Source organism: Aquimarina sp. AU474, from assembly GCF_900312815.1.
Lineage (GTDB): Bacteria > Bacteroidota > Bacteroidia > Flavobacteriales > Flavobacteriaceae > Aquimarina.
In genome coordinates this window covers 350,426-364,458 of the sequence record NZ_OMPE01000004.1, presented here as the reverse complement: position 1 = coordinate 364,458, position 14,033 = coordinate 350,426, and the positions used below count along the sequence as shown (strand labels likewise).

At 35.2% G+C, this 14,033-nt stretch carries 8 protein-coding genes; 4 read left to right on the top strand and 4 right to left on the bottom strand.

All coding sequences use genetic code 11. The features are described 5' to 3' along the window. The first annotated feature begins 29 nt into the window (after positions 1-29). Entirely contained in the window at positions 30-761 is a 732-nt protein-coding gene (locus DK508_RS02700; RefSeq protein ID WP_160114535.1) for a hypothetical protein, read from the top strand. A gap of 85 nt (positions 762-846) precedes the next feature. On the opposite strand, the gene DK508_RS02695 is transcribed toward DK508_RS02700, so the two are convergent. Next, positions 847-2,310 carry a glutamate synthase subunit beta gene (locus DK508_RS02695; RefSeq protein WP_109299202.1) on the bottom strand — a complete coding sequence of 488 codons (1,464 nt, stop codon included), beginning with the start codon at positions 2,308-2,310 and terminating at the stop codon, positions 847-849. A gap of 12 nt (positions 2,311-2,322) precedes the next feature. After that, the gene (gltB, locus tag DK508_RS02690; RefSeq protein WP_109299201.1) at positions 2,323-6,822 is read right to left on the bottom strand and encodes a glutamate synthase large subunit; all 4,500 of its coding nucleotides are present in this window, start codon (positions 6,820-6,822) and stop codon (positions 2,323-2,325) included. Between the two features lie 525 nt (positions 6,823-7,347). On the opposite strand from gltB, the gene DK508_RS02685 reads away from it, so the two are divergent. Both DK508_RS02685 and DK508_RS02680 read left to right on the top strand, forming a co-directional pair. Beyond that, positions 7,348-7,686 (top strand): P-II family nitrogen regulator, encoded by a 339-nt coding sequence (locus DK508_RS02685; RefSeq protein WP_109299200.1) that lies wholly within the window; start codon positions 7,348-7,350, stop codon positions 7,684-7,686. 65 nt (positions 7,687-7,751) lie between these two features. Next, positions 7,752-9,008, top strand: coding sequence for an ammonium transporter (locus tag DK508_RS02680; protein WP_109299199.1), 1,257 nt, complete (start codon positions 7,752-7,754; stop codon positions 9,006-9,008). Positions 9,009-9,069: 61 nt separating this feature from the next. Here DK508_RS02680 and DK508_RS02675 read toward each other — a convergent pair whose 3' ends face one another. Together DK508_RS02675 and DK508_RS02670 are read right to left on the bottom strand one after the other, a co-directional pair. Beyond that, a complete protein-coding gene (locus tag DK508_RS02675) occupies positions 9,070-9,408 on the bottom strand; it encodes a DUF4870 domain-containing protein (RefSeq protein WP_109299198.1) in 339 nt (112 codons plus the stop codon). 207 nt (positions 9,409-9,615) lie between these two features. Beyond that, positions 9,616-12,045, bottom strand: coding sequence for a trypsin-like peptidase domain-containing protein (locus DK508_RS02670; RefSeq protein ID WP_109299197.1), 2,430 nt, complete (start codon positions 12,043-12,045; stop codon positions 9,616-9,618). 302 nt (positions 12,046-12,347) lie between these two features. Here DK508_RS02670 and mnmE point away from each other — a divergent pair, with 302 nt between their 5' ends. Next, the gene (mnmE, locus tag DK508_RS02665) at positions 12,348-13,751 is read left to right on the top strand and encodes a tRNA uridine-5-carboxymethylaminomethyl(34) synthesis GTPase MnmE (RefSeq protein ID WP_109299248.1); all 1,404 of its coding nucleotides are present in this window, start codon (positions 12,348-12,350) and stop codon (positions 13,749-13,751) included. The last annotated feature ends 282 nt before the right edge of the window (positions 13,752-14,033 follow it).

Here is a 14,033-nt window from a genome sequence, read left to right as displayed (position 1 = left end):
AATACAACATATATCATAAACTAACTCAAATGAAGCGCCTATACACATTATTAATGGTTTCGCTCCTACTGTTTAGCTGCCAAACTAAAAAGAAAGAGCTTAAAGGCAATCTTCAAAATGTTTCATCTGAAAAATCCGTAAAAAGATTCGTTAAAGACAATATCCTGACTTCCTACAAATTACCTGCAATTGAAATCACTGTAGCTACAGAATTTAACTATATCGGCAAATTTGATTTTGAAATAATAGCTTCTTCAGATGAATATGTAGAAGATATACAAGGAAAGTCAATTGCCACTGGCGAAAGATATGTTTTTGTTTCAGTAGATGAAAACAGATCAATAAGCAAGTTGTTTGTTGTTCAATTTGAGGGGTTTTTATCTGAAAATGATTTAATCTATAATTATGATTTTAGCAATGCAGACTACATTGGTAACAATAAATATCGCTACAACACCTGGTTTTATGATAGCAAAAAATCGGCAATAGAAAATCCGAACGGAGAAGGAGCTAAAACAAGAGCGTTTTTAGAACAAAAAGGTTATACACTTGAAGATCAATTTATGATGTCACGCTTGGTAGGATTAGCAAGTAAAGACCGAAAAAATGAAATTATTATTTTTTATCATGAAATGCTTCATAAAACTACTGGATATTCATTAGAAAAATATGAAAACTCTATTAGCGACGAGGAAGCTACATCCATTCGAAATTCATTCACAGAGCGCTCTCGTAATAGCTTTAAGATTACCAAAGGATAAAACACATTCATCAATCATTAAAAAAGGCTGCTAACCATATTTGGGTTAACAGTCTTTTTTTCTTAACACTAATCATTAAATTCTACTAAACTCTTGGTAAATCTCCTTCTCCTTTAAGTGGTAGGTTAGAGGATCCCATTAAATAGGTATCGATATGATATGCCGCTTGCCTTCCTTCAGCAATGGCCCATACAATTAGCGATTGTCCTCTTCGGGTATCTCCAGCTGCAAAAATACCTTTTACATTGGTTTCATAATTCTCTTCGGTTGCTTTGATATTAGTTCTAGCATCCATATCGACTCCCAATTGTTCTGCAATAGTTGGCTCAGATCCTGTAAATCCTAATGCTAATAATGCTAATTCGCATTTCCATTCTTTTTCGGTATTTGGAATTTCTTTTAATGTAAAACGACCATTTTCTTTTACCCATTCTACTTCGGTGGTAATTAGCCCTTTTAAATTTCCGTTTTCGTCTCCTAAAAATTCCTTGGTAGATATACTCCAATTACGTTCTACTCCTTCTTGATGAGAAGAACTTGTACGTAATCGCATTGGCCAAAACGGCCAAGGTTGATTTGCAGGTCGCGCTGTAGTACCTTTACCCATGATTTCAAAATTCGTGACCGAAGTAGCTCCATGTCTCACAGAGGTACCAATACAATCAGAACCTGTATCTCCTCCTCCTATTACGATAACATCTTTATCTGTTGCCAAAATTTCTTCGCCCAGATCTTTGATCCCATCCACTCTCCTATTGTTTTGTGGTAAAAAATCCATGGCCTGTACTACTCCTTTTAAATCAGCTCCTTTTACCGGTAAATTACGACGTACTGTTGCACCTGTGCATAAGACCACCGCGTCAAAATTTTCTTTTAATTGATCGGCTTTGATATCTTTTCCTATAGCAGTATTTGTTTTAAATACAATACCTTCTTCTTCTAAAACAGCTACACGGCGATCAATTACATCTTTTTCCATTTTAAAATCTGGGATACCATAACGCAATAACCCTCCTACTTTTTCATCTCTTTCAAAAACGGTTACTAAATGTCCCGCACGATTTAATTGCTGTGCCGTTGCCAATCCTGCTGGACCCGATCCTATAACTGCTGCTGTTTTTCCTGTTCTTTCTCTTGGCGGATTTGCTTTTATCCATCCATTTTTAAAAGCTTCTTCTACAATATTTTTTTCAATATTTTCTATTGTAACCGGATCTTCATTGATCCCCAAAACGCAAGCTTCTTCGCAAGGTGCTGGACATAATCTCCCCGTAAACTCTGGAAAATTATTCGTAGAATGTAGTATTGTAGCTGCTTTTTCCCATTTACCGCGATATACCGCATCATTAAAATCAGGAATCAAATTACCAAGTGGACACCCACTATGACAAAATGGAATTCCACAATCCATACAACGAGCACCTTGGTCTTTAAGTTTTTTCTCTGGCATTGCTACCGTAAACTCATTATACCCTTTTATACGATCTTTAACAGGTTGGTACTGTTCGATCTCTCTTTCAAATTCTAAAAATCCAGTTATCTTTCCCATGTTACTATCGTTTTATGCTTGTGCTAATTTTTCTTCTTCTAATCGTATCAATGCTTGCTTATACTCCTCTGGGAATATTTTGATAAATTTTGACAATTCTTTCTCCCAATTTTCTAATATTCTTTGAGCTAATGGGCTTAAAGTAGCGTTATAATGATTTTCAATGAGTGTTTTCAATTCTTCGATATCCTGTTGTTGATCTACTGGATCAAGGTTTAAAGCTTCTTTATTACAATGTGCTTCAAAGGTTTTTTTATCATCATATATGTACGCGATACCTCCAGACATTCCTGCTCCAAAGTTTCTTCCTACCTCACCTAGAATAACTGCTATACCGCCAGTCATATATTCACATCCATGATCACCTATTCCTTCTACTACAGCTTTCGCTCCCGAATTACGAACACAGAATCGCTCCCCGGCTTTACCATTAATGTACACTTCTCCGGCTGTTGCACCATACAGCGTAACATTACCGGTAATTACATTATCTTCAGGAACAATTGTCGCCTCTTCAGGAACTTTAATAATCACCTTTGCTCCTGATAATCCTTTTCCTAAATAGTCATTTGTATTACCATTAACCACCATTGTTAAACCTTTGGTAGCAAAAGCCCCAAAACTCTGCCCGGCCGCCCCAGTAAAGTTTAATTTTAATGTATTATCTGGTAACCCTTGAGCTCCGTAAATTTTAGAGATTTCATTACTCAATATTGCTCCAACCGCTCTATCCGTATTGGTGATATCAAAATCTAATGTTGTTTTTTCCTTGCGAAACAATGCAGGATGTGCCTGTTCTATAATTTCAAAATCTATTGATTTACCTAATCCATGATCTTGAGTTTCGGTATTGTACACTTCAACTCCTTTAGGCGCATCGACTTGATGTAAAATTGGAGTCAAATCAATTCCTGCCGCTTTATAATGGGCTATTGCTTTATTATGATCTAATTTATTTACTTGCCCGACCATCTCATTTACTGTACGAAAACCAAGTTGGGCCATAATTTCACGTAACTCTTGTGCTACGAAATACATATAATTAACTACATGTTCTGGTTTTCCTTTAAACTTTTTACGCAGTTCTGGATTTTGTGTGGCGATACCCACAGGACATGTGTTTAAATGACAAACACGCATCATAACACACCCTGAAGCCACCAACGGAGCTGTTGCAAAACCAAACTCCTCGGCTCCTAATAAACAGGCTACTGCAACATCACGGCCTGTTTTTAACTGGCCATCACACTCTAATACAATTCGACTACGTAGATCATTACCTACTAATGTTTGTTGTGCTTCAGCAATACCCAGCTCCCAAGGTAATCCAGCATGTTTTAATGATGTTAAAGGTGATGCCCCTGTTCCTCCATCAAATCCCGAGATAAGAACGACATCTGCTTTTGCTTTTGCTACACCCGCCGCTACTGTTCCTACTCCTACTTCAGAAACTAATTTTACATTTATTCTGGCTTGTCTATTGGCAGATTTTAAATCATAAATTAGTTGAGATAAATCCTCGATAGAGTAAATATCATGATGTGGAGGTGGCGAAATTAATCCAACATAAGGTGTAGAATTACGAGTTTTTGCAATTTCAGGATTTACTTTTGGCCCTGGCAATTGTCCTCCCTCTCCCGGTTTAGCTCCTTGAGCCATTTTTATTTGAATTTCGGCAGCACTTGTTAAGTAATTCGAAGACACTCCAAATCTACCTGATGCTACTTGCTTTATCGCACTGTTTTTCCAATCACCATTCACATCTTTATAAAAACGTAAAGGGTTCTCTCCTCCTTCTCCAGAGTTACTTTTTCCGCCAATACGATTCATGGCTACCGCTAGGTTTTCATGAGCTTCTTTACTGATAGATCCATATGACATTGCTCCTGTTTTAAAACGTTTTACAATCTCGGTCCATGGTTCTACCTCATCGATAGAAATTGGATCATAATTAGAAAATTCTAATAATCCTCGAATAGTCATTAAGCTCTTTGATTGCTCGTTGATCAGATTTGCATATTCTTTATATGTTTTCGAATCGTTATCTCTTACCGATTTTTGCAACTTTGCAACAGATAATGGATTAAACTGATGTTTTTCTCCATTACGCCTCCATCTATACTGCCCTCCTATTTCGAGGTCTAGATTAGCTGCAACTTCTTGCTCAACATATGCACGTTTATGACGTTTTGCAATTTCTTTCTCAAGTTCATACAACCCTATTCCTTCAATTCGTGTGGCTGTATTAGGGAAATATTGATCCACTACTTTGGTATTGATACCAATGCACTCGAACAATTGCGAGCTTCGGTATGAATTAAGCGTAGAGATACCTATCTTATTCATCACTTTAAGCACTCCTTTACCAACTGCTTTATTATAATTTTTTATTGCTTCGTCAAAATCGATTCCCGTTATATTATTTTCTTGAAGCTGCTCTCCTATAATTTCATTTACCATATAAGGATTGATGGCACTGGCCCCATATCCAAACAATAAAGCAAAATGATGTACTTCTCTTGGTTCTGCAGATTCGATAATAATACTCACCTTAGAACGTTTGCCCAATTTTTGCAAACCACTATTTACATAAGAGCATCCTAATAAAGCAGGTATTGGCGCTCTATGTTTACTTACATTTCTATCAGAAAGAATAACCACGTTGGTTCCCTCATCAATCACATCAGAGACATCGCTTAGCATAACCTCAAGAGCATCTTCTAACCCATTTAACCCTCTATTGATATTATACAACATTGGGATCGATGTTACTTTGAATCCTTTATTAGTAAATGTTTTAATCTTATCCAAATCCTCTTTAGAAATAACAGGATTATTGATTTTTAATTTATTACAGTGCTTTTCATTAATATCAAAAATATTATGATCAGACCCTAATGTTAAGCTTATATCTGTTATTAACTCTTCACGAATACCATCTAAAGGAGGATTGGTCACTTGCGCAAATAATTGCTTAAAATAATTATATATCAATTGTGGACGCTCAGAAAGTACCGCTATTGGAGTATCAGATCCCATAGAACCAATAGGTTCTTTTCCTAACTGCCCCATAGGAGCAATAATAGTATCAATATCCTCTTGTGTATATCCAAATACTTCTTTACGTTTTGTAATGGTTTCTTCTCCCAAAAACAAAGGGCAATCATTATAAGGGATATCTTTTAGATGTACCAAATTACCATCCAACCATTCGCGATATGGATGTCTGGTTGCTATTTCTTCTTTAATTTCCTCATCATTTACTATTCTACCTTCTTCCATGTTTACCAGAAACATTTTTCCCGGTTCTAATCTTCCGTGATGCGAAATATTAGCAGGTTCGAGATCAACCACCCCCGTTTCTGAAGACATGATTACATATCCGTCTTTGGTAACACTGTATCTTGATGGGCGTAAACCATTTCTATCTAATACCGCACCGATATAATTACCATCTGTAAATGGAATTGAAGCAGGACCATCCCAAGGTTCCATAGCGCAAGAGTTATATTCATAAAACGCTTTCTTTGCTTCAGACATCTCAGGGTTTTTCTCCCAAGCTTCAGGAACCATCATCATCATTACTTCTGGCAAAGATCTACCTGTCATTAATAATAATTCTACCACCATATCCATAGAAGCAGAATCAGATTTTCCTTTTAACACTACCGGAAGTATTTTTTTGATATCTTCTCCGAACCAATCGCTTTGTAATAATTCTTCTCTAGATCGCATTCGCGTTACATTACCTCTTAGCGTATTAATTTCTCCATTGTGGCACATGTAACGAAAAGGTTGAGCCAAATCCCAAGTTGGAAATGTATTTGTAGAAAATCGTTGATGCACTAATGCTAATCGCGTAACTACTTTTGGATCCATTAGGTCCTTATAGTATAACTTAATATCCTCTGGCATTAGAAGCCCTTTAAATATCAAGGTCTTTGTGGATAAACTAGGTAAGTAAAAAAACTTACTTTCTGAAAGCTTAGAACTATAGATGGTATGCTCTGTAACTTTTCTTGCCGTAAACAGCTTAAGGTTAAAATCAAAATAACTTTGATCCTTATCGCCCTTACCAATAAATATTTGTTTAATAAAAGGTTCTGTTGTTGCGGCAATCTCACCTAAATGTATGTGATCAACAGGAACATCCCTCCACCCAAGCAATACAAGTCCTTGATCGGTTATATTAGTTTCGAAAGTATTGATACAGAACTGTCTTTGGTTTTCTTTTTTAGGTAAGAACACATTACTTACTGCATATTCTCCAGGCTCAGGCAATACAAAATCGCAATTTTCTGTAAAGAAGTTGTGGGGAATGTCGATTAATATACCTGCACCATCTCCAGTTTTTCCATCAGCACTAACCGCTCCTCGGTGTTCTAGTTTTTCTAAAATCTCTAGAGCTTTATGAATGATGTCGTTTGACTTTTTACCTTCGAGGCTACATATAAATCCGGCACCACAGGCGTCGTGCTCAAATTCTGGTAGATACATTCCTTGTTTCTTCATAATAATTTCCGACTTAATTCTGAAATGACCTTATTTTTTAACTAAAAAGTAAAAAGTTCACATCTTTACTTTATTTCATTTTTTAATGGTCATTCAATGTTTCAAGTGTATGAAATTAACAAATCATTAAGGATTGAAAAAGAAAAAGAAGGCTTTGAACACTACTTTTCTGAGCTCTCTAAAAAAACGGCATTCAGAATAAAATAATCACAAAATAACGACTTCTATTTACGAATTTGATAATGCGCTTTTCTTAAAAAAAGTCAAATAAAATAGGGCTTTGCGCAAAATGATAGTCTATTGATTATCAATATCTTTTTATGAAAACGTTTTCGTAAAACACCAAACCAACGCTACTGTTAAATCATCAATTTTATATCCAAAAAAATAAATACCCCTAATTTTTAGGGGGTAAATATTCTAAAATGATAAAAATTACACCATTACCCCAATTTATTTGGGTGCAAAAAATAAAATCACATACTTTTGAATGGAATTTAACATTAATTTTAACTTTTATTCTTTATGAAGAAAATAGAAGCAATAATCAGAAGATCAAAATACAGAGTGGTAAAAGAAGCACTACATGAAAAAGGGATCACTTTTTTCTCATATTGGGATGTTACCGGAGTAGGAAATGAACAAAAGGGAAGCGTATATAGAGGAGTATCTTATAGTACAACAGATATTCAAAGACGTTTCTTATCTATAGTAGTAAATGATGATTATGAAGAAGCTGCTATATCTGCAATTCTTGAAGCCGCCAAAACTGGCGAAGTAGGGGACGGAAAAATCTTTGTTTCGGATATTAACGAAGCATATCGCATTCGTACATCTGAAAAAGGTGGAAGTACGCTAAACTAACCATCACTCTTATCAAGAGTATTAACCAACCGAAAACAAAAAATAATTTTAATAGTAATTAAACAATGGAAATGTTAACTATCAATAATGTATGGATGATGGTGTGTACTGCACTAGTATTTTTCATGCACTTAGGATTTTCTTTTTTAGAAATAGGATTAACTCGTCAAAAAAACACAATTAATATACTTTTCAAAAATGTATTCATTATTTGCGTAGGTCTATTATTATATTGCCTAGTAGGATTTAATCTAATGTATCCTGGTTTCGAAGAAGGAGCTACAGGGTTTTTAGGATTCGCAGGTTTTGGATTAGATTCTCCGTTAACAGCAGAAGGAGCTCTAGATCTCACCTATAATGAAGGATATACATATTGGACAGATTTTCTGTTTCAAGGAATGTTTGCTGCTACTGCAGCTACCATAGTTTCTGGTGCCGTTGCAGAACGTATTAAACTTGGGGCATTTATGATCTTTACAATTATCTATGTTGGATTAGTGTATCCAATAGTCGGTTCTTGGCAATGGGGAGGTGGATTTTTATCTACTTTTACAATTGGTGAAGCTGAAGGGTTTTATGACTTTGCTGGTTCTACTTTAGTACACTCTGTGGGTGGATGGGCAGCGCTAGTCGCAGTTTATTTATTAGGATCTAGAATTGGTAAATTTAGTTCTGAAGGTAAACCACAAGCTATTCCCGGACATAATATACCACTTGCAGCAGCTGGTGTTCTTATTTTATGGTTAGGATGGTTTGGTTTTAACGGTGGATCCGTTCTTTCTGCAGATGCAGCAGGAACATCTTTAACTCTAGTAACTACATCTTTGGCCGCAGCGGCTGGTGGAGTTGTTGCTTTCTTAGTTTCAACATTAATGTATAAAAACTATGATCTTACCATGTTCTTAAATGGAATCTTAGGTGGATTGGTAGGTATTACTGCAGGCGCTGATCAAATGTCTCCTACAGATGCCGTATTAATAGGTGCCATTGCCGGGGCAATCATCGTATTTGGTGTAGCATTAATTGATAAGATAAAACTTGATGATCCTGTTGGAGCTATCGCCGTACACCTTATCTGCGGTATCTGGGGTACACTAGCAGTGGGTATCTTTGGTGCAAAAGCTGGTTTTGATCAATTTCTTGTTCAAGGAGTTGGTGTATTGGCTGCTGGAGGGTTTTGTATACTTACCTCTTTCATTATTATTTTTACGCTTAAGAAAACTATAGGAATCAGAGTTTCTGAAAAAGAAGAAATTGACGGTCTCGATGGCCATGAGCACGGAATGGATGCATATCCTGATTTTAGAATTAACCAACACTAAACCTTAAATAGTGTTTTTATATAAAAGAGGCCGGTTTTAAAACCAGCCTCTTTTTTTTATATTATTTTATAATTCTCATCGATAATGGATAAGAAGGTCTTTCGCCATTACTTGCCCTTACAGCATTAACGATTGGAAAAACAAAGCACAGTATTGCAATCACTGCTAATCCCAAAAGCCCTAACCCAAATAATAATATTAACGGTATACAAATAATAGCATAAATGAACATACTGATTTGAAAATTCATTATTGATTTACCGTGTTCATCCATTGTCATTACCTGTTCTCTTTGAGTTAACCACAATATTAGTGGTACTAAAAACCCTCCAAAACCTGTAATAAGATCTAATAACTGTGATAAATGTGTAACAACTAATACTGATTTGTCTTCTCTCATGATTCTTTTGCTTTTTGATTGATTGATGATTTTGCTAATATTTTTAGCAATTGTACTTATATGACGAAAAAAAACTCATTTTGTTACACGTATTACTTATAATTACGATTCACTACTTGATCTCTTAATAAGATATATAAAAAAAGCACCTCGATCAGTTTCGAGATGCTTTTCATTATAAATTTAATGTCTTTTTATTTGTTTTTACTAGTTTAAAATTAGCTTTCGAGTAATACCTTCTCCTTTGCTATTATTAAACTTAATCATATAGATACCTTGTCCTAAGGATAAGCTACGTGTAGAAATTCTATTTTCTCCCGAATGAAGTTCTAATTGAGCTTGTTTTCTACCTAAAATATCATAAATGATAGCATTTGTTGTTCCGGTAGTATATCTACTTAAATAAATAGAGAAAATATCTTGTGCTGGATTTGGTGTTATTTTCAAATCTAACAAATCACCCTCTTCTTGATCTCCCATAATAGGTGTTACATTTTCAAATGCAGCTATCACACTTTCTGTACTTGCAGATTGTCCACAAGAGCCTTCATAAATTTTTACATTAGAGAAAGTTGAGTTATTACCCGAACCAGCGTCATTATCATTAATGAATACCAACCTATCCATATTACCGGTATAGAAATTACCTACAGGAATAATATACGTAGTTGTACCGCTTGAGTAATTATCAAAATTAGTTACTCCATAATTTTGACTACCATGTACCTTAAAGTATCTAGAAGATGTAAGTGAGTTATCATCTTCAAAACCAACTGCATGAATTTCTCCTTGAGAAGTACTACTAAATTGGAATTCTATTACCGTACTTGAAGTAACATTATAACTTAATGCAATAGATTTCCAAGTGTTATTGGTTAATGATAATGAGTTTCCTCCATTACCAATAGACGAATTACCGGCTGAATCCTGATTAGAAAATGAAGTAATCTGGAAATCATTGAAGTTTAATGTATCACATGTTGGTGGTGGTGTTACAGTACCATTTTGAATACTCACATCGTCAATAGCGATATCACTTTGCCACCCGCTACCACCAGAACCAGTAACTACATTAAATCTTAGTTGCACACTACTTTGTCCTGCGTATGCAGATAAATCCACATTTGCCGCATTCCAGCTATTTCCTTGATCTCCGGTTTGACTAAATACGCTTGTCCAATTTCCAGAATTGTTAGTTCTTGCCTCAACAGCTAGACTATTGATTGCTGTACCTAACATATGATATTGAAAAGAAATCGTAGGGCTAGAAACCCCACTAAAATTCAAACAAGGAGAATTTAAAATCGCTCTTTTATTTGGATATCCCGTACCATTACCAGAAGCTTCTACATAAAGATAGAAACTACCATCTGCAGCACTTCCTGGTCCTGTACCATTAGAAGGTGTTCCTCCAGAATTTCTAGTCCAATTGATATCATCAGAAGTAGCTTGCGCCCACTGACCAAGGTTGCTTTCAAAACTTTCGCTAAACGGGAATGCTGTTACGTTTCCTGAGCAATCTTCACTAGGTGGTGGCGGAGGCGTACCACCAAGTCCCATAGCATCCCAAAAAGCGGGGATTGTTGCTCGTTCACCAGAATTAGATCCTCCTGACCCTGAGCAACCACCATAGGCATGTACACCTACTGCATTACCAGCAGCATCTATAATCGGACTACCAGAGTTTCCTCCCGTAGTATCCGTTCTATAACGTACAAAAGTATTGGTTACAGAAGATTGAGGCCCCGTATGTGTTTGTTGCGTTTGGTTATCAATACCGGTATCTGTTCCAAAACCAGTAATCGTTATATTACCAACAGGAGCACTTTGTACTACATTATAAGATTTTCCTTGTGCCTGTATCGGTGTTTGTCCTGTTTGTGAATTTGCACTAGCCGTAAATACTGCCCAGTCATTAGCTTGACTTGGACTATTTGGGTACGGCGATACAAAATTACCGATTGGATACTGATCTTCTGGTCCAGGATGTACTATAGTTCTATCTGGATTAGATTTGGGCACATTAAATTCTATGATTTGTGCTCGACTTCCAACACAATGTCCAGCGGTTACCAATCGACCATTGGTAATAATCCAACCTGTACATCCTATGGGTACTATTCTACCAATCGCATCATCGGTAGAATCTACTCTATCATCATTTGATCCACATTGTGATTTATTATTTGGGTCTTCTTTACCCACTCCTATTTCGTGGATATTAAGACCAATAGCGGTTTCTCCTGCCGCTATATTAAGTGTAATAGTTACTTTATCTCCATTAAAATAAGCACTTGCATTTTGCCAATTTTTAATAGAGGCACCACTTAACGTTTGTGATGCACCATCTAGATCTGAGGTGATAGTTACTGTACTATTACTTCCAAGATTTACATCTTTGAAAAATAAACGTAACCATGTAGCTCCTTTTTCTGAAATAGTTTGTGTTACTATTTCTTGACTGCTCTTTGCTGTACTACTTTCTGACATGATATCAATATCAGCGCCTTTATAATATCTGGGCAATTCTTCTTGAGCAAAATTGATAAAGGGTAAACATAAAAAAGCTAGAATACTGAAATGTTTCAGCAATAGCCTTCCCTTAGTGTTAAATGAGTTTGTGTTGTAAAAATTCATACGAATAAGAATTAGTTATTATTGGTTAGACATTAAATTTAACGTACATAAAAATTGTTGCAATTTATACTACAACAATCCTGTTTCCCAACAAATCCAATAGTTAAGACGTTACTTAATATCGAATCCAATTTCTCTCCTAATTCTTGTTCCCTAAAAGGGATCTGGGTAGATTTAAAAAAGTGATTTACACTTATTTGAAGTACAAGATAGGAAAGAAAAACTACTCCTCAAAAAAAGATTTACACTGCGTATTTAAAGTGTATATTTTAATCTCTATTTTTGCCATTTAGCAAATGAATATGATTTCACAAGATACTATAGTAGCGTTAGCTACACCATCTGGGGCTGGAGCAATTGCCGTGATAAGGGTTTCAGGAAAAGAAGCTATCGCCCTTTGTTCTCCTCTATTTAAATCTATAAGCGGAAAGGAACTAAAAAAACAAAAAAGTCATACCATTCATTTGGGACATATTATTGATGACGATAGAATATTAGATGAAGTCCTAATATCTATTTTTAAAGGAACAAATTCTTATACAGGAGAACCTACAATAGAAATTTCTTGCCATGGATCTACATACATCCAGCAAGAAATAATTCAACTTTTACTACGTAAAGGCTGCCGCATGGCAAATGCAGGAGAATTTACGTTGCGTGCTTTTATTAACGGAAAATTAGATCTTTCTCAAGCCGAGGCTGTTGCCGATTTAATTGCATCAGACTCTGAAGTTTCGCACCAAATTGCTATGCAACAAATGCGAGGAGGTTTCTCGAATGAGATTAAAGCATTACGAGAAGAATTATTAAATTTTGCTTCCTTAATAGAGTTAGAACTTGATTTTGCTGAAGAAGATGTAGAATTTGCCGATCGTACACAATTTAAAGATCTGATCACCAGGATCACTAAAGTCTTAAAACGTTTAATAGATTCATTTGCCGTAGGAAATGTAATTAAAAACGGTATCCCTGTTGCTATTGTGGGAGAACCTAACGTAGGGAAATCTACATTGCTTAATGCCTTACTTAACGAAGAAAGAGCTATCGTATCTGATATAGCAGGAACAACAAGAGATACTATTGAAGATGAGATTAATATTGGTGGTATTGGATTTCGATTTATAGATACAGCAGGAATAAGAGATACTGAGGATGTAGTAGAAAGTATCGGAATCCAAAAAACATTTGAAAAAATCGAACAGGCTCAAGTGGTAATCTATTTACTTGAAGCCGATAAATTTTTAAATGCCCAATCAAAATTTATTATAGAAATAGAAAAAATTAAAAATAAATATCCGCAGAAACCTTTAATTATTGTTGCCAATAAAATGGATAAGCTTAATGCAACAGAATTAGAAAAACTAAAAATACATCTAGATAAAATAGAAGGATCTGTATTGCAATTACTCTCTGCCAAGCAACATATAGGAGTAGACGAATTGCAAAATAAACTTCTTGAATTTGTAAATACCGGTGCGTTACGCAATAATGATACTATAGTAACTAATACCAGACACTATGATGCTTTATTAAAAGCTTTAGAAGAAATTCAAAAAGTACAATATGGTATTGATTCTGGGCTTTCCGGAGACCTTATGGCCATAGATATCCGCCAGGCACTGTATCATTTTGGAGAAATTACTGGTGAAATATCTAGTGATGATTTACTTGGTAATATATTCGCTAATTTCTGTATCGGCAAATAGATTTCCTTGCCTTTGATATACTTTTATTTTCCTTTGTTTCACTTCGTTTACATTTGTTTGATACTTTGTTTAGAAGAATCAAAGATTTTCTATTCAAAATAGACTTCGAAACAAGCTTTTAAAGTACTTTATTACGTATTCTTTTTAATTGTCATTTTGCTAACAATTGTTTACTCTATATTATTTCATCTTAAACAATATGTGATAGAACTGGCTTTTTAAAATTATTTTCTTTATATTGTTAAAGTTCGGTTAATCAGTAATATATATATCGAACAAGAC